Genomic DNA, 18,226 nt, shown 5'->3' with positions numbered 1-18,226 from the left:
TGAAATTGAGAAAGTCTTTAAATTTTAAATCTTAAATCCTTCAATATCATTAATATATTTTAAATCCTTTGTAAACTTCTGCCGAGCTTTCCATAATTTTGGATGCATCTTTACGGAAATCCAACAAATGGTCCTGCCCATTATGACTGTTGTGGTACTCAACACTTTCCCAAAGCTCGATCAGGAAAAAGGTTCCTTTATTATCTTTATCTTCAATCAGGTCATACTGCAGACAGCCTTCTTCTTTTCTAGTTTCTTTCACAAGCTTCTGAAACAGCTCTACAGCATCCATAAGATAATTTTCATTAAACTTAAAAAGTGCAATGATATGTAAATTCATGTTCTAATATTTAGTGATGTAAAAGTAAAGTATTTTCAAAATCAAATATCTATTTACACCTTTTATTTTTCCACACCGAACATAATTTTTAATTAAAAACTGATTTATAAATAGTTATAGAACTCATTACAATCACCAAAGTTCCGATAATCACAAACATTTTCTTCACAGGAAGCTTAGCCGTAAGCATGGCAGAAAAAGGAGCGGTAACAATCCCTCCAATCAAAAGTCCCAGAATGATATTCCAGTGCTGGATTCCCAGGGTAAAGAAAAAGGTAACGGCTGCAGTAATGGTAAGAATAAACTTGGCCACGGTAGAACTTCCTACGGCAAATCTTGGAGTAAATGCATTTTTGATCAATGTTCCGGTTACCAAAGGTCCCCAGCCTCCTCCTGCAAAGGAATCTATGAAGCCGCCTATCACGCCCAGCCTGATCAGGTTGGTTTTTCTTTTCAGGGCTTTACTTTGTTTTTCTTTAAATGCATTTGATAAAATCTGAAAACCGAGATATAAAGTATAAAAAGCAATCAGTGTTTTGGTGATCTTTGCGTAATACTCTCCAAGATAAGTAAGACAAACTGCACCAATAATTGCTCCTATTACAGCCGGAATGGCCAGCTTTTTTACCAGACTCTTACTTACATTTTTCAATTTAATGTGACTGACGCTTCCTGCAGCGGTTGTAAAACTTTCTGCCGAATGAATACTTGCGCTTACAATATGCGGTGGAATATTCAGAAGCATCAGTGTTGTGGTACAGATAACCCCATATCCCATTCCCATTGATCCGGCAACAATTTCTGCAAAGACCCCTACCAGAATCATCCAGTAAAAAATATAATTATCTTTTGCAAGAATAGTCTGCAGCTCTTCCAGGTATCCCAGTTCATACATTGAAAAAACAATGATGGAAATAACAGCAGCTGTTACAAAAAGAACATTAAGCCTTACCTGAATTTTTCTTGAAATCACCATATTATAAACCGTTTTTGTCCATTACTATTTTATGATCATTGTCAAAGACATTCAACGGTTGTCTGCCATTCCTATTTCCAGGTCGGAATTTTTTTTCAGATAGAACATATGCGGCAGCTAAATGGGCTGCAATAGCAGAAGGGGTGATCTTTTGTGATTGGTTTTCTTCTTCTTTTGAAATCATAGTTTATTCATTTGAAGTAGTGCAAATATCTGAATAAAATATCTATCCTACAAAACAAGTAGACTATTAATTCAAAAAAAAGGATCGGGTTAATCAACCAGATCCATTAAAGTTTTACTTTCCAGAATATTCAGGGATGCATCCCGAACCTCTATCAGCACATCATGAAGTCCGCAGTGGTCTTCATTGCAGTCTTCACATTTTTCATAGAAATTCAGACTTACACAGGGAAGCATGGCAATAGGTCCGTTTACCAGGCGAATAATTTTAGCCAGTTTCACATTTTCAGGATTTTCTTTGAAGAAGTATCCTCCACCCTTTCCTTTTTTACTGTCAAGGATATCCGCTTTTTTCAGTTCAAGAAGGATATTTTCCAAAAACTTTAAAGGAATCTTTTTATGTTCCGCAATTTCAGAAATAAGAATCGGGCCTTCATTTCTTTTTTCTACAAGATATGAAAGCGCCTTAAACGCATATTGAGATTTTTTTGAAAGCATTACAGCAAAAATAAGAAAATTGTTTAATATTTGAAAAAGAGAGAAAAGTGAAACTGTAAATGCGTAAAAGATAATTTTTTCATCCGTAATTTTACGGTTTTATATACCACATTTTTGCCTTTCTGCCATTAAATCATTATGTTTGCCATATGTTCAGTAAACAAGAGGCACAGCAATTAAAAAAGGAATTTTGGACAGCTTTCGGAAAGTCATTTCCCAGAAAATGGATTCTTTATGATACCAAAATCAAGGACATGGCATTTAAATTTTCAGCCGACAATAAAAAAGCAGAAGTTTCTCTGGATATCGAAATGAAAGATGAAATTTTCAGAAATGCTTATTATGAAAAAATCTGGTCTCTGGAAGATATTTTAAAAGATTTCGTTGGAGATTTTCAGAAGGAAGAATATTATACCCTTGAAAATGGCAAAGTGATCAGCAGGATATGGGTTGAGAAGCATGGCGTTTCCATTTTTAATAAAAATACATGGCAGGAGATTTTTGAATTCTTTGTAGACAAAATGGATGGCTTTGAAAGGTTTTACTATGAATACGAGGATTTCATAAAAGATATATAGAATACTTACGAAATAAACACTATTTTATGCTTCGGATTAAGATAAAAAAAGAAAACTTATCTTTGCTACACCACTTAAACTAATAGATGAAACAAAATAACATGATTAAAAATGAGAAAAGTGTACAAAAACATTTTTGGAGAGGTCATTTCCAAAAGTAAAGCTGTGAAGCTAAACGAATATCATCTGTATTATTATGAAGAAGGTACCGATTTCCTTAAAGAAATTGAATTTATTAATGAAGACAGTGTTTACAACATCAATTATTTTTTAAGTGACGAAGAAGACGAAGCGCAGGTAGTGGATTATCTTAAAGAAAAATCTGATTTTTTTGATATTGAAAAAAAAGAAACCACGGACAGCTTTATTATATCTACCAATAAATTATATTCCTTATCTGTAGACGACCTCCCCTTAATTTCTAAAACTGTTTTCAAAAAAGACGACCCCGAAAACTTTATCTGTTCACAGGTCATTGATAATGAAACCCACGAACCGCAACTCGAAAGAACTATAAAATGCTGGTACACCAACGATAAAAACGGTGAAAAATATGCAGCGATAGAATGCAGCTATCAGGAAGACGGGAAACTTGAGCTGGCTGTAGATAAAACCCCGGATCCCGATCATGAAGAAAACTGGGTTCATTATGATTATGACACTTTCCACGATCTTCAGGCACAAATACCTACTGATATCAGCTATTACAAAACAGCGGCCTTACTTCCCAAAGAGGCATATCAGCAATAAACTTTTTACACATCATCTCATTTTTAAAATTATTAAATGGAAGAGAATCCTATTTTTTTTGCAGACGGAAATGATCCGCAAATGATTGAAGCTTACAAAAAAGCACAGGAGACCTTTAAGTATTTCTGGCGCGAACAATCTTGGGAATACAGAAGAATTATTCCGGGGCTTACCGTATCATGTGTTAAAACTGCTTTTGAAGAGCAGGATGAAGAAACCGGAGAAAGCTTGGTAGAACATATGTGGATCAATGAAGTATTTTTTGACGGGGATCATGTAAGAGGATATCTTATTAATGAGCCTAACAACCTTAAAAATGTACAGGTTGGCGATTATGTCGACATTCCTTTACAAAATATCACGGACTGGCTTTTTGCCATCACTCCGAGTGTACAGAAACCTAAAGGACTTTCCAGACTGTTTTCATCTTCTTCAACCCCACTTCCAAAAGCTTACGGAGGTTTTACCATTCAGAAAATGCGTGCTGATATGTCCGATGCGGAAAGAAAAGAGCATGATAATGCCTGGCAGCTTGATTTCGGAGATTTCAATGATATACTTTTGGTGAATAACCAGAAAGAAAATCCTGAAAATCTGATTGAGCATCCGATGAGTAAAAATATGAAGGAGGAATTTGCAAAGTTCTTACAACAGTATCCGGATGAGCTTACACAAGCTGATGAATACGGCCTGACACTTCTTCACAAGGAAACAATTGCAGGCAATTTAACCACTGTGCAGGTTGCTTTGGAAGCAGGAGCTGATAAAAATATCCGGTCTAAAAAAGGGAAAACAGCTTTAGATTATGCAAAACAGCTGAAATGGGAACATCTTATTCCTGTATTGGAAGGATAAATTATTAATTAAAATTATTACAACTCAGAATTTGTTTAGACTTTTATTTATGAAACATTTAGATTGTATTAAGTTGTTGAGAGTATTAAGATAAGCTTCGCTTTAAGCTTAAAAATCAGAATGATTCATCTTACCTATACTTTATTTCTTAAATCCTTCTTAATGGTTTTTAATATTCAAAATTTTTATAAGTCTAAACAAATACTCAATACTAAGTTTTAAAACAAAAATTCCGGAAGAAAAATCTTCCGGAATTTTTATTTATTATCCAAACTTCTTCTTTCTTAACCAGAAGAACAATCCTCCGAGAAGGCCAATAATAGCCAGTGGAAGCAGTAAATTCAGCCACTGCCATGTGGATTTCTCTTCAGTGATTCTTTGTCTGTCAAGAAGTCTTTCTTCGATATTTCTGTTTCTCAGTTCCATCAGATTGCTATCATCCAGCAGGTAATCCAAAGCATTTCTCAGGAACTGTTCGTTTCCGAATTGTTCATTCGTCAATAAATCTACTCCTAACGGAAGCGGTTTTCCTTTGATCACTTTGTTCCTTCCTACATCTCCGTCTGCAATCACGATCATTTTATTTTCCGGACTGGATGTTTTGAATCCCGGGTAAGACTTTCTTTCAATTCTTGATGCATACGCAGAGTTGAATTTCCCTTCCAATGCTACAGCGAAGATTTTCGGTGTACTTGGTTTTTCCATTTGTCCCAGACTGTCTACGCTTGCAATTTCTTTCAGATCCACATAATTGGGAACCTGTTTCAGCAATGTTCTTTCACTGGATTCAAAAAGAACTTTTGTTTTGATATTTTTTCTGCCTCCTAATGTATCAATGGAAGTCGGAAATTCGAATTTTACAGGGTTAATATTTTTGGTAATTGGATTATTATTTTCAGCTATTCCAAGAGGATAATAAGGCCATGGAAGACTTGTGTACTGAGGGTTTCCACTTACTTCTCCTGTAACCAGTCTTAATAGAGCAAATTTCTTAACGTCCTTTACCAAAGCCGGATTGATTCTCACCCCGTAATTGAAAAAGAAGTCGGTCATATTGATATCGATCGGGAAAGGCATTACTTTTTTGGATCTTGTTAAGGTATCCATTTCAGCATTTACCGCATCAATCATCCAAAGTGTTTTCCCTCCATTCATGATGTACTGGTCAAGAATTACTTTTTCATTATCTGTAAAAGCTTTTCTCGGTTTTGCAATTACCAGGGCGCTCATCTGTTTCAATAAAGGAACATCTTCCAGTGAAAGCTCAGTCTGATTTTTAGGAATAATAGGCCCTGCATCATAGTTTTCCATCGCCAGCTGCACAAATCCCTGGAATTCATCCGGATTCAATTCATCATGGTTGACCAAAATCCCGATTTTCTTTCTTTTGGCTGCTGCAATATTTTTAATATTGGAAACAAGGTTATATTCCAGACCTTCAATAGATCTTGTCAGCTGCTCATCGGCATCAATTCCTGCCTGCTGTACCACTAAAGGAATAGAAACACCGTCATTACCGTGTTTGATCACAGCGTAAGGGAAAAGGGTGATCTGTGAGATTTTCCCGTCTTTTACATCCGGAAGAATAGACGGCTGCATTCCCATTGCCATCAGGGTATCCTGAGACATTTTGGTTTTAATGGGATCGATAAATTTAAAATCAATCTTCGGATTAATTTTTCTGAATTCTTCCAGCATGAACTTCGTTTCGCTTTGCAACTGTTTGAAACTTGCCGGAAAATCTCCTTCCAGATACACTTCTACTGTAAGAGGCTTTTTAACAGACTCCAGTACTTTGATGGTATTATCGGAAAGTGTATATCTTTTTTCTTTTGTTAAGTCTAATCTGATTCCCGAATAGGTCAGGATAATAACCAAAGGAACAACTGCAATTAAGAAAATTCTCAGTGGAGATTTAGCATTGAACTTCTTCATACTTCTACTTCTTTTTGTTAATAAAATGATTAGCCAATACTAATGAAGCGCAGATAACAAGCACAAAATACGCTACATCCTTAGCATCAATAAGCCCTCTTGTAAAGCCTAAGAAATGCTGGTAAAAGCCAATATTCTGAAGAATGAAATCAGCTCCACCCAATAGTTTATAACTTGCCAGCTGCTCAATTCCAAAATACATAATGAAGCACATGAAAACGCCCAGCAGATAAGCCATAATCTGATTTTGTGATAATGAAGACGCCAGGATTCCTACTGCTGAAAAAGCAGCTATTAAGATCATCAGTCCAATATAACTTCCAAAAGTCATTCCCAGGTCAATATTTCCTGCCGGAACTCCCAAAACATAGACTGTATAAAGGTAAATTAATGATGGAATAAGACATAAAATTCCTACAATCCATACAGAAAGAAATTTGCCTGTCACCAGTTCTGAAACTTTTAACGGTTGCGAAAAAAGCCAGTTCAATGTTCCGGTTTGCTGTTCTTCCGCAAAAGTCTTCATGGAAAGGGCCGGGATGATAAACATCAACAGCCATGGTACCAATACGAAATAGCTCTGCAGTGAGGCCATTCCAATCTCAAAAATATTAGAATCGTTGTCGAAAAAGAACAGGAAAAGGGTTGCTATCAGACTGAAAGCGGCAATGATCACCCATGCGCTCCAGTTTCCAAAGTAACTCCAAAGTTCTTTCTTTAAAATTGCAATCATAGTTTTTTGTAAGATATAAAAAGGATGAATGTTTTCAGACATACGTCCTGCTCCACAATTATTTGTTTTTTTTGTTTTTGTTAACCAGTTTTACCGTCATCATGATCAGCAATACAAGAACGAAAAATCCTGTAATTAATTGCCACCAGTATTCAATCACCATGGATTTTAGAATAACCGTAAACACCACCAGAAACAGAATGAAGGTTGCTATTTCATTCGCCTGTCTCAGCTTGATGTTGGCAATGGGTAGTGTACCTCCATGTAGATCCTTTAAATGAAGGACTTTTTTCCAGCACCAGTAATGGTAAATGGCAAGTCCAATAAGGAAGGTCAGTTTTAAATGAAACCACGGCATTTTCATAAGCCCGGTATTTAAAAAGATCATGACCAATCCGCAAACTGCCATGATTACTCCCGCAGGAACGGTGATAATATTCCACAGCCTTCTGGCCATAAAAGTATACTGCTCTCTCAGAATTTTCTTTTTTTCTTCCGGAAAATCATCAGTGTCCTTATAGTAAACGAAAATCCTCACGAGATAAAAAATTCCCGCAAAGTAGCTTACCATAAAAATAATGTGCAGCGCTTTGATTATTGTATAAAGCATTTTAATAAATAAATTTATTGATAGAAATAATTTTACAATCCTGGTCCAAATTCTTCAGTACATCAAAAAAAATCTTTTTCATATCCTTTACATTATTATAATAAAAATATCCCATAAAAATAGCCAACCCCAAAGAGATCAATATAATTCCATACGTGGTTCCAGAATTTTCATCCGTATAAAAAGGAAAAAAAATCCCTAAAAGAAGAACAAGAATGAGTACATCAAAATATTTAACTCCAATAGATACTTTAAGAAACTCTTCATTATTTTTGTCTGAAACAAATTTTCCTATAAAAGACAAATATTCATTCCCCATCACTTTTACTTCAAATCCATCATCAGTTACTTCACCTTTAAATTTTTTGCCATTATAATCAGGAAAGTTCTTAAATATACTTTCTTCAATCTTAGATAGTATCGATTTTTTTGGCTTCGAAAAGACAACCTGATATTTGGACTTTAAAAACATTTCAATTTTAATCAGGCACAAAGATAAGTTTTTATCTAATTCTTAAAAATAAATTTCTTTTGATCAGAAAAACCCAATCAAAAACGGATTTCTATAAAAAATAGTTCGGCTCGGGGCAGCAAAGCTGCCCGAGCCGAACCTTATATTTTTATTATTGTATCCAATTCAGCGATTAAGAGATCACTCCTAATTCTTTTCCTACTTTTTCAAATGCAGCAATCGCCTTATCCAGGTGCTCTTTGGTATGAGCTGCAGATAATTGAACTCGGATTCTTGCTTTTCCTTTCGGTACTACAGGATAGAAGAATCCGATCACATAGATTCCTTCATCCATAAGCTTTTCGGCCATTTTTTGAGAAAGCGGCGCATCGTAAAGCATTACCGGAACAATAGCAGCATCGCCTTCAGGGATATCAAAACCTTTTGCTTTCATTTCCGTTCTGAAGTATTCTGCATTTTCCATTACTTTATCACGAAGAGAAGTATCATCAGAAATCATATCCAGTACTCTCAATGCAGCTCCTACGATTCCGGGTGCCAAAGAGTTTGAGAATAAATAAGGTCTTGAACGCTGTCTCAGCATATCAATGATTTCTTTTTTACCGGAAGTAAATCCACCTAAAGCTCCTCCTAACGCTTTTCCTAATGTAGAAGTAATGATATCTACTCTACCCATTACCTCATTTGCTTCGTGGGTACCACGGCCGGTTTTTCCGATGAAGCCTGTTGCGTGAGAATCATCTACCATCACCAAAGCATCATATTTGTCTGCAAGGTCACAAACTCCTTTTAAGTCTGCAACAATCCCATCCATTGAGAATACTCCGTCTGTTACGATAATTTTAAAACGGTGGTTCTTTTCAGAAGCAGCCATCAGCTGAGCTTCCAGATCCTCCATATTATTGTTTTTGTATCTGTATCTAGCCGCTTTACAAAGACGGACACCATCAATGATTGATGCATGGTTCAGTTCATCTGAAATAATAGCATCTTCTTCCGTAAACAAGGGTTCAAAAACACCTCCGTTAGCATCAAATGCAGCGGCGTAAAGAATAGTATCTTCAAGACCAAGGAAATCTGCAATTTTTTTCTCAAGCTCCTTGTGAATATCCTGTGTTCCGCAGATGAAACGTACAGAAGACATTCCGTATCCGTGAGATTGAATCATATCCTGAGAAGCTTTCATCACCTCCGGATGATTGGATAATCCCAGATAATTATTGGCACAGAAGTTCAAAAGCTTTTTTCCGTTAGCCTCTATTTCTGCACTCTGTTGAGAAGTGATGATTCTTTCTCTTTTGTAAAGTCCGTCATTCTCAATATTCTGAAGTTCATTCTGTAAATGTTGAAGGTATTTTTCAGAGATCATTTTTAGTAATTTTTTAGATGTGCTAATTTACTAAAAAGGCAGTAAAATAAAACCTTTTATAAGCTTAATTCTAAAAAATCAGTTCAGGTTTAAGTTTTAACATTATTAGTCTACTAATTTAGTAGGATAATATTTATATTTGCTTAAATTTTGAATATATGAGATTAAAGCCGGTACAAAAAATAAAGACAATCAGCTCAGATACCTTTATTAATAACCACATGAAGCCGAGAATTCCAATTATTATTGAAGATTTCGTACACCCTGAAAGCCCGGCTTTCAAAAAGTGGAATTATGAGTATTTCAAAGAAATTGCCGGAGATCAGATGGTCAATGTATACGGCAGTGAGCTTGATTCCCTCGACAGAGTCGCAAGTGATCCTATTGCCCAGACTACATTCTCAGAATATCTGGATCTGATTCAATCAACTCCTACTGAACACCGGCTCTTCTTATTTAATTTACTGAAAATAAAACCCGAACTTAAAAATGATATTATTTACAATGATGTAACAAATGGTAAAATACTGAAATGGCTGCCATTTATGTTTTTCGGCGGTGAGGGTTCCGTAACCAGAAACCATATTGACATTGATATGTCCCATGTTTTTATCACCCAATTTCAAGGGATCAAAAGAATCTGGCTCTTCCCCTGGGAACAATCTGATTTTATGTATAAGCTGTCATACAATTTTCACAGCCTGGTTCAGATTAAAAACCCGGATTACAGAAAATACCCTGCTTTACTCTATTTAAATGGCTATGAAGCAGTCATTCATCCGGGAGACACGCTGTATATACCTTCGGGATGGTGGCATTATATTCAGTATGATACAGAAGGGTATTCTATATCGGTAAGAGCACTGCCTTCGAGTCCTCTTGAAAAATGGCGCGGTTTTAAAAACCTTGTCATCACCAGACATTTTGATAACCTCATGCGTAAGATATTCAAAGAAAAATGGTTTTCCTACAAGGTCAGGCTGGCGAGACAAAGAGGAGCCAGAGCAGCAAGAAAACAAAGAAGCTTTCAAATCTGAAAGCTTCTTCTGTATTCTATTTTTTAGGAATATTATCGATTAAATTGTGAAATCAACTAAGTGAATACTTAACTTATGGCAATGGTATATTTAAGGATATCGATACCTTTTGTTCAGAAGCAGTTAACATTTGACTAATTTAACATAAAAAAATATTTTTCAATATATTAGATTTATTTTATATTTTTGATTTGAATAATTCAATTAAAAACTAATTTCTAAAGAAAACTACAATGAAAAAAGCAATTTTATTAGCAACTGTATGTGTTGCTGGGCTTATGAGTGCAAATGGCAAAGTGGAAGCTAAAGTTGAAAAAAAAGTCGTTAAAGTCGCATTTCAATTATGCGGGGTTATGGTAACTTATTATAATTCATCAGGGCAACCAACTGGACAGCAATGGTTCACTTCAGATCAACCTACATTAAATGCCTGTATGGCTTATCAGGCAGGGGTAATTGCCGATTTAAGAGAAAAGGGATATAATGTTAAGCCACAAGGGTTAAGTAACGATATTAATTAACTCTTATGAATTAATCAAAGAATTTAAAATGAACAAATTTCTTTTTCTTTTTTCTCTTTTGTTATTTGAGAGTATATCAGCACAAAAACAGATACATATACAATACCTTAATGTCAGATCACCAATAGCCAATGTGTATGAAGATCTTTATACTAATGGCACAAAGGTTATATCAAAACAGGATGGCAATATTATGTGGACTGATCCTAGCTTTAATAAAAATAAAAAAACTCAAGATTTTTATTTTATTTCTACGATTGATAAGACAACAAAAGATAGGAATTTCTTTTTCACATCATTTGTTAGAGATAATGCAGAGGATTATTATTTTGTATATGATAAAGTTCCTCAAATAAATTGGAAAATTGAAAAAGAATCTAGCAGAAAAATTCTTGGTTACGAATGTACAAAAGCAACAGCTAATTTTCGAGGCTCTCCTATAACGGCTTATTTTACAAAAGAAATTCCCTATTCTGTTGGCCCATTTAAATTTTTTGGGTTACCTGGTGCAATTTTAGACATCAGAGTTGATGGAAAAGATTTTGATTTATGGAAAGCTGTAAAAGTTGATCTTGATGATCACTCAAAAGTAGAGTATAATCCTAATTTTCCTGGCTTTACCAAAGCTAATATGAAAGATTATATAATGAGTAAAGATAATGCCACAACCAATTATTTAAGTAATAGTAAGATTAGTGGAAGCACTGGAAAAATAGCGACAATCCGAATGGGAGTTGAAAAAAACTTTGAATGGGAAAATCAGATATCCGAATAGTTTTTCATAATCTCATTCACGAAATCTTTTGTACAAAAAGCAAAACGCCTTTCATTTTGAAGGGCGTTTTAATGTATTAAGTCAATAATTATATTTCAATATACTTTCTAATATTGATTCAAATATTGATTAGGTCAATTATTCTTAGAGCTACTGTTAGTTTATCAGCAAATAAATAATGTACATTAATAATATTACTTACATATAGTACTCCGTAAAGTAACCCTTCATACTTCCCAAGCCTTCATTTTAGTGTTTAATAAATTTAATATTCTTTTCATCAATCGTAATAAAATAAGCTCCCGGAACCAATTCTGCAATTCCAATTGCTTTACCTGGCTGATACGTTCCTTTTCCAACCAGTTTTCCGTCAATTGCATGAATCGTAAAGTCCACGGCTCTATTGATACCTTTCAGATTAATTTCATTTTTCGCAGGATTCGGATATAAGCCAAAGTCCTCCTTCTCAACAGAAGAAACGCTCAATGTATTATCCTGGGTAACCGTAGAGTTTTTCTCAATTATCTGATACTCGTAATTAAACTGAACACTTGCTATCGGGAAGGTTACCGACTGAAGGAAATATTGATTATTAGAGGTATTGTTAAGAACCAGATAAGCTGTCTGCCCGGATGTTCCTGTCACTTTAACCGGCAAAGGCATTTCGAAAAAGCTTACCGTAGAGCTGCTCTGTGTCTGTGAAACTTTAAATAAAGCCTGATTTCCGCTCTGCATCCACTTTATGGTATAGGTAGGATATCCTTCTCCATACACCCAATCATTAAAAAACTCTGTAAAATCTGTCCCTGTTGACTGCAGTAAAGAGGCATTAAAATCAGCTGTACGTGCATAGCTGTATGCAAGATTCGGTCTTGCGTGATAGTCTTTAAGTGCCTGGTAAAACACAGTATCTCCTAAAATCCATTTCAGCATTCTCAGCACATATCCTCCTTTGGCATAAGTAAGTCTGCTGTCAAATATTCTGTTGATGCTGGAAAGTCCGCTATCCGGTACATATACGCTTCCGGTTGTGCCCGCTGTAATATAATTGGACTGGCCTTGTAAGTAATTCAGAAAATCTGTATTGTTCATCAATAGTTTTTCATTGGCAACATGTTCTCCGAATGTGGCAAAACCTTCATTCAGCCAGATATCATTCCATGCACCGCAGGTTACCTTATCACCAAACCACTGGTGAGTAAGCTCATGAGCAATAAGCTGCTTGCTCCATCCGCCCATAGAAGACATAGTTTGATGCTCCATTCCTCCTCCGTACATAAATTCCATGTGTCCGTATTTTTCATTCCGGAAAGGATAAGAACCAAAATAAGTTTCAAAGGTATCCATCACCTGCTTTGTCCAGTTAATATTAGCTACACTGGTTGCATTGGAGTTCGTGGACGGATAAATATAATTCACAAAAGGAAAAGGAGGATTTCCGATAGTATCAGTAAGCTTTACAAAATTTGTAATCGAAAGAGCAATCAGATAGGCCGGCGTAGGATACATCGTTCTCCAGAAGGTCAGTTTGGTATTTCCCGTAGGAAAGGTTTCAGACATCAGCTTTCCATTCGCTGCTACGCTGTAGTTCGATGGAGTTGTAATCTTAAAATCAAACCTTTCAATTTTATCATTTAAACTCTGCTTGGTAGGAAACCAGTCTTGTGCTCCGTAAGGTTCATTCAAAGTAGAAAGTACCGGAGTTCCGCTCTGAAGAGCCGTTTTGAAAGCATCATTACTTGTAGATGGTGCTCCTGCATAATAAATGGTAAGAGAGTCCAGTGTATTGGCAGGGATAGAGGCCGGAAAATCAATTTTCAATTCTTTCGAAGGAAGCTGTTGAAAGCTTGTAATGTTGGTTCCATGATATTTCACCTGGGAAACCGTTAATGAATTGGAAAGATCAAAATAAATACTTCCCATAGTCTGTGTAGGCTTAAAATGTGAAGTAACCGATCCTGAAATATTATACACCGCAGGATCCAGGCTGACATCCATTCTCTGGTATTGTAAGTCGTAATTCAGGGTGTTGGGATTGATATTCCCGATATTCATTTTTTGGGTGAAGGATTTTTTCTCTTTTTCGATTAATCCTTTCATATCCGTATTTTGCCTTTGCTTCTGGCCATAAAATTGTTGAGACAATAAAAATCCCAACACCAAAAGGTACAATTTTGTCATGTTTTGAAAAATTTAATCAAATATAAAAAAAACCTTTTAATCAATGATTAAAAGGCTGTTATAATATATAAAATAAAAAATTTCTAAAGATCTAATGCAGGTTCAAGAATTTTCTCCATTCTTTTCTTCACCATATCTACCGATCCGGAATAGTTATTCACCATCAAAGAGAAAACCAGTGTTTTTCCGGAGTTTGTTTTCAGATATCCTGCCAGCGTTTTTACTTTATTCAACGTTCCTGTCTTCGCAAAAATCTGTCCGTTTCCGCCAGCATTAAACATTCTTTTTAAAGTTCCGGACTGTCCCCCGACAGGTAAAGAAGTCAGATAAGATCTGTAATAATTCTGATCCATCAGAGAAGTAAGGAATTTCACCTGGGAAATAGGAGTAACATTATTGCTTCTTGAAAGTCCGCTTCCGTCGATATAATTTAAACCATTCATATCGAAACCTGCTTCTCTAAGGTGATTGGTCACTACAATTCTTCCTGATTCTGAAGTCTGATCTCCCATTTTCTGATATCCTACCGTTCTTAGCAAAGCTTCTGCTAAAGAATTGTCACTGTGCTGATTGGTATAATAAATAATATCACTTAACGTTGGAGATTTATAGGCAGAAAGCATTTTTCTGTTTTCCGGTGCTGCATCTGTCATTTTCGGAGTTACTTTTCCGGTAACAGGAATGCCGCTTTTTACCAGTGTGGTTCTGAAAGAGTTGGCAAGATAAGCCGGAGCATCAGGAAGTTTGGTTGTTAAAACTCCGTTGCCTTCGTATTTATCAGCATATACCATCTGATGATTGTAAGGGGAAACGTAGAAAAATTTCTTTTCTGTGGAGAAACCACTTTTCTTAACAATCAGTTTTTCGTTGGCCGGGTTGATATCGCGGGTACTTCCTGCAGGTAAATAATAGTTATTGTTTTCCAACCATACAACATTTTCCGGAAGCATTGAAATATTGCCTTTGAAAAGCGCTGTCTGAATGATAATATCACCATTTACCTTTTTGATTCCCTCTCTTGAAACGCCGCTTACGAAATCCGAAATGATATCTCTGTAAGATGCTGCTCCTGCTTTGTTTGTTCCCAAAGAAGGGTCACCGCTTCCTATGACATAAAGATTTCCATTTAAAACTCCATTTTCATCTACGGTTCCTGAATATTCCAGCTGAGTCATCCAACGGTAATTCTCGCCCAGCATATTCAGAGCGGTTTCCGTTGTCAGTAATTTTGTGGTAGAAGCAGGTACTAAAGGAGTATTTTCATTGTACGAAGAGATCACTTTCTTCGTTTTCGGGTCATACACTACGAATCCCCAGGTTGCATTTTTCAGCACAGGATCCGCCATCATTGTGTTCACATTAATGTCTACCAGTTCTTTTGCTGACAAAACAGTTTTTTCCACCACCGTGCTAACGGGTGAAGGCAGGTTTAAGCTGCTTTTTTGATTGTCATAATTCTGAGAATAAAGAACGGTAGAAACGGTAGATTGAGCCAGGAAAAAACCAGAAGCCAACACCGCTGCACTTGAAATATATTTTCTGAAATTTACCATCTATCTTTTTTTGTTCTATAGCTTTGACTCTATAAAAAATGACAGGTTAAATCATTCATTAAAAGAACCAAACACTTAATCAACGTCCAAAAGTAGAAATTATTGTCATATAACGGACCACAGCCACATTATAAAAGAGTGTAAAGTTTGTTAAAAATTGTTAAAAATCAACAAAAACATCTTTTTTAATGCTTTGATATGCAGTGATTTCATCAAATTCTTTCAAACTTATTAAAACCATGCTTTTGAATTTTTCATAGGTCTTCCCACGGGGAAGCTTAAGCATAATCTGGAACTGGTACAAATTATTCAGCTTTGCAATCTGAGCTCTTTCAGGGCCTAAAACGCAGTCTTCCGGAAGGTATTTTCTGAGAATAGAGCCCAGAAACTGAGAAGCGCGGTCTGCTTTATCCTCTCTTCTGTGTTTCAGCTCAATCATGATCAGCTTGGTAAAAGGCGGATAATGAAATTTCTGTCGCTCTGTCAGAATATATTTATAGATTTTCGCAGGGTTGTTCATCTTGATCAGCTGAAATACAGAATGATCAGGATTAAAAGTCTGAATAAGAATTTTTCCTTTTCCGGAGACCCTACCGGCTCTTCCTGACACCTGCGTGATCAGCTGATAGGCTCTTTCTTCAGCCCTGAAATCCTGTACATATAACAGGGAATCCGCTTTAGGAATCGCAACGAGTTCAATATGATCAAAATCCAATCCTTTGGAAATCATCTGTGTTCCGACAATGATATCCGTTTCTCCGTCTTCAATCTTTTCATACAGCTTTTCGTAAGCAAATTTTTTACGCATAGAATCCACATCCATTCTATCCACCTCATTTTCCGGAAACAGTTTGGAAACTTCTTCGTGAATCTGCTCTACACCTACTCCTCTTTCGTTTAGCTTTTCAGAATTACATTTAGGACAGGTCTTTGGCTTTGAGGCTCTTTGTCCGCAGTAATGACATTTCATCTCATTGGCCGCTTTATGGTATGTCATCACCACATCACAATTGGAGCAGTAATTCACATAACCGCAGCTTTCACATTCAATTACATTGGAATAGCCACGGCGATTATGCAGGACAATAGCCTGGTTTTTTGCATCTACCGTTGTCTTAATATCCTCAATAAGCTTCAGAGAGAAATTACCTGAAACCTTCTTAGATTCCTGTGCTTCCTTGAAATTGATCAGCTCATATTCCGGCAGATTAACGTTCCCGAATCTTTCATTCAGAAAAACGTATTTCATTTTATCTTTTCTGGCGCTGTAGTAGCTTTCAACAGAAGGTGTGGCAGATCCCAGGATGACTCCCGCCTTATAAAATTTTCCCAAAACCAATGAGGCGTCCTTAGCATTAAAATAAGGAGATACCTCCCTTGGTCTGTAAGCAGAATCATGTTCTTCATCCACAACAATAAGACCCAGATTCTGGTAAGGTAAAAACAGAGCGTTACGGGTTCCGATCAGAATACGGATATCGTTCTGCTTAATTCTCCTCCATACTTCCACCCTTTCAAAATCAGTAAGCTTCTGATGATAAAAACCTAATTGCCTGCCGTATTTCTTTTCTAACCGCTGGGTAATCTGTTTGGTCAGGGAAATTTCCGGAAGTAAAAACAGAACATTTTTTCCTTCTTTAATACATTCATCAATTTTCTCTAGGTAAATGTGAGTCTTTCCTGATGAAGTAACACCGTGAAGCAGCACATTCTTTCCTTCCTCAAAAGCTTCATCGATCTCGGATTTGGCTGTTTTCTGCTGTTCTGAAAGTTCCTCCAGCTCTTCAATTTCTCCTTCATAGCTTTCGATCCTGTCTTTCTGCATATAATATTCCTCCACAAGGCCTTTATCCGCCAAAGGTTTGAAGTGCGAGCTACCGAAATAGCCATCTTCAAACAGTTCAGATTTTTTTATAGGTGTATCCGGATTTTCGGTTTGTTTTTCCAGAATAAGAAGGAAAAGATCTTTTTGCTTTTGCGCTCTGTTCAGCTTTAAAAGAATTTCTGTAAGGTTCTGATTGGCCAGCACCTCATCATTAATCCTTACATACGCCACTTCTTTAGCTTTATATTTTTCAGCAATCTTCTCATCAATCTCAATATACTGAAGATCGATAAGCGAATTGATGGTTCTGATGATATCTTTTTTAGGAATAAATGCTTCAATATCCGTCAGGTTGATCAGCTGACGCACCTCAAGTGCCTGAATCAGGTACATTTCGTTGACATCCAGATTTTCAAAATCAACAATTGCACCTGCTTTTAATTTTAAATAGGTTTCACTTTCAAGTTTTAAAGAAGAAGGAAATGAAAACCTGTAAATTTCCCCAAGATTGCACAGATAGTATTCTGAAAGCCAGTTCCAGAAATCAATCTGTTCCTGAGGCAGAATAGGTTGATCATCCAGCATGCTGATAATTTCCTTGGCAACAAAATTTTCCGGTGCATGATCATGAAGCTCAAATACAATTCCTGTATAGATTTTCTTCCCCCCAAACGGCACCAGGACACGCATTCCGGGCTGGATTTCGGGCATCATTTCTTCAGGAACTTTATAGGTGAAAGATCCTTTTAAATTCAATGGTAAAACTATCTGAGCGTACTGCAAGGGAAATATTTAAAATGTAAAATTAGATTTTTCCTGAGAGAACTGCAAGTTTGCGGAAATTCTTTCATAATCTTTAACACAACCGTAAGCAAAAGCCGTTATAGGTTTTTTGCTGCCTCATTTGTCCATTCCGTAAGAATCTAAACAATCAGATAGTATACAATCTAAAATTGTCTTAATTTATTTCAAAACAATGATATGACACGCTGGATTCCTGCGGAATGACAAAGTGTGCTAATAAAAGAAAAACAC

18 protein-coding genes are annotated in these 18,226 nt (G+C 36.1%); 6 read left to right on the top strand and 12 right to left on the bottom strand.

What is annotated here, in order from left to right; genetic code table 11:
* Positions 1-49: 49 nt before the first annotated feature.
* The 4 genes from EL165_RS25310 to EL165_RS25295 form a co-directional block, all read right to left on the bottom strand.
* Positions 50-340: a putative quinol monooxygenase gene (locus tag EL165_RS25310; protein ID WP_002980581.1), complete on the bottom strand. Its 291-nt coding sequence runs from the start codon at positions 338-340 to the stop codon at positions 50-52.
* 88 nt (positions 341-428) lie between these two features.
* Positions 429-1,316 carry a sulfite exporter TauE/SafE family protein gene (locus EL165_RS25305; protein WP_002980582.1) on the bottom strand — a complete coding sequence of 296 codons (888 nt, stop codon included), beginning with the start codon at positions 1,314-1,316 and terminating at the stop codon, positions 429-431.
* A 1-nt stretch (position 1,317) separates the two neighbouring features.
* Positions 1,318-1,500: a hypothetical protein gene (locus tag EL165_RS25300; RefSeq protein ID WP_002980583.1), complete on the bottom strand. Its 183-nt coding sequence runs from the start codon at positions 1,498-1,500 to the stop codon at positions 1,318-1,320.
* Positions 1,501-1,589: 89 nt separating this feature from the next.
* Positions 1,590-1,997: an RrF2 family transcriptional regulator gene (locus EL165_RS25295; RefSeq protein ID WP_002980584.1), complete on the bottom strand. Its 408-nt coding sequence runs from the start codon at positions 1,995-1,997 to the stop codon at positions 1,590-1,592.
* A gap of 149 nt (positions 1,998-2,146) precedes the next feature.
* On the opposite strand from EL165_RS25295, the gene EL165_RS25290 reads away from it, so the two are divergent.
* The 3 genes from EL165_RS25290 to EL165_RS25280 all read left to right on the top strand — a co-directional run bounded on the left by EL165_RS25290 (position 2,147) and on the right by EL165_RS25280 (position 4,180).
* On the top strand, positions 2,147-2,575 hold the full coding sequence (locus EL165_RS25290; RefSeq protein WP_002980585.1) for a DUF4268 domain-containing protein: 429 nt from the start codon (positions 2,147-2,149) through the stop codon (positions 2,573-2,575).
* Positions 2,576-2,686: 111 nt separating this feature from the next.
* On the top strand, positions 2,687-3,325 hold the full coding sequence (locus EL165_RS25285; RefSeq protein WP_002980586.1) for a hypothetical protein: 639 nt from the start codon (positions 2,687-2,689) through the stop codon (positions 3,323-3,325).
* 36 nt (positions 3,326-3,361) lie between these two features.
* Positions 3,362-4,180, top strand: a complete 819-nt coding sequence (locus EL165_RS25280; RefSeq protein WP_002980587.1) for a DUF2314 domain-containing protein — start codon at positions 3,362-3,364, stop codon at positions 4,178-4,180.
* 264 nt (positions 4,181-4,444) lie between these two features.
* Here EL165_RS25280 and gldG read toward each other — a convergent pair whose 3' ends face one another.
* The 5 genes from gldG to kbl form a co-directional block, all read right to left on the bottom strand.
* The gene (gldG, locus tag EL165_RS25275) at positions 4,445-6,115 is read right to left on the bottom strand and encodes a gliding motility-associated ABC transporter substrate-binding protein GldG (RefSeq protein ID WP_002980588.1); all 1,671 of its coding nucleotides are present in this window, start codon (positions 6,113-6,115) and stop codon (positions 4,445-4,447) included.
* Between the two features lie 4 nt (positions 6,116-6,119).
* Positions 6,120-6,848 (bottom strand): ABC transporter permease, encoded by a 729-nt coding sequence (locus tag EL165_RS25270; protein WP_041461844.1) that lies wholly within the window; start codon positions 6,846-6,848, stop codon positions 6,120-6,122.
* Between the two features lie 58 nt (positions 6,849-6,906).
* Positions 6,907-7,458: a CopD family protein gene (locus EL165_RS25265; RefSeq protein WP_002980592.1), complete on the bottom strand. Its 552-nt coding sequence runs from the start codon at positions 7,456-7,458 to the stop codon at positions 6,907-6,909.
* 1 nt (position 7,459) lies between these two features.
* Positions 7,460-7,930 (bottom strand): hypothetical protein, encoded by a 471-nt coding sequence (locus tag EL165_RS25260; protein WP_002980594.1) that lies wholly within the window; start codon positions 7,928-7,930, stop codon positions 7,460-7,462.
* Positions 7,931-8,102: 172 nt separating this feature from the next.
* Positions 8,103-9,299 (bottom strand): glycine C-acetyltransferase, encoded by a 1,197-nt coding sequence (gene kbl / locus EL165_RS25255; RefSeq protein ID WP_002980595.1) that lies wholly within the window; start codon positions 9,297-9,299, stop codon positions 8,103-8,105.
* 158 nt (positions 9,300-9,457) lie between these two features.
* Here kbl and EL165_RS25250 point away from each other — a divergent pair, with 158 nt between their 5' ends.
* The 3 genes from EL165_RS25250 to EL165_RS25240 all read left to right on the top strand — a co-directional run bounded on the left by EL165_RS25250 (position 9,458) and on the right by EL165_RS25240 (position 11,632).
* Positions 9,458-10,336, top strand: coding sequence for a cupin-like domain-containing protein (locus EL165_RS25250; protein ID WP_002980597.1), 879 nt, complete (start codon positions 9,458-9,460; stop codon positions 10,334-10,336).
* Between the two features lie 233 nt (positions 10,337-10,569).
* The gene (locus tag EL165_RS25245) at positions 10,570-10,857 is read left to right on the top strand and encodes a hypothetical protein (RefSeq protein ID WP_002980599.1); all 288 of its coding nucleotides are present in this window, start codon (positions 10,570-10,572) and stop codon (positions 10,855-10,857) included.
* Positions 10,858-10,885: 28 nt separating this feature from the next.
* A complete protein-coding gene (locus EL165_RS25240) occupies positions 10,886-11,632 on the top strand; it encodes a GLPGLI family protein (RefSeq protein WP_002980600.1) in 747 nt (248 codons plus the stop codon).
* Positions 11,633-11,881: 249 nt separating this feature from the next.
* Here EL165_RS25240 and EL165_RS25235 read toward each other — a convergent pair whose 3' ends face one another.
* The 3 genes from EL165_RS25235 to priA form a co-directional block, all read right to left on the bottom strand.
* Positions 11,882-13,813, bottom strand: a complete 1,932-nt coding sequence (locus tag EL165_RS25235) for a M1 family metallopeptidase (protein WP_002980602.1) — start codon at positions 13,811-13,813, stop codon at positions 11,882-11,884.
* A gap of 83 nt (positions 13,814-13,896) precedes the next feature.
* Positions 13,897-15,366 carry a D-alanyl-D-alanine carboxypeptidase/D-alanyl-D-alanine endopeptidase gene (dacB, locus tag EL165_RS25230; RefSeq protein WP_002980605.1) on the bottom strand — a complete coding sequence of 490 codons (1,470 nt, stop codon included), beginning with the start codon at positions 15,364-15,366 and terminating at the stop codon, positions 13,897-13,899.
* 160 nt (positions 15,367-15,526) lie between these two features.
* Positions 15,527-17,974, bottom strand: coding sequence for a replication restart helicase PriA (priA, locus tag EL165_RS25225; protein ID WP_002980606.1), 2,448 nt, complete (start codon positions 17,972-17,974; stop codon positions 15,527-15,529).
* Between the last annotated feature and the right edge of the window lie 252 nt (positions 17,975-18,226).

The organism is Chryseobacterium gleum, assembly GCF_900636535.1.
GTDB classification, from domain to species: Bacteria; Bacteroidota; Bacteroidia; order Flavobacteriales; family Weeksellaceae; genus Chryseobacterium; species Chryseobacterium gleum.
This window is presented reverse-complemented; position numbering and strand designations above follow the sequence as displayed.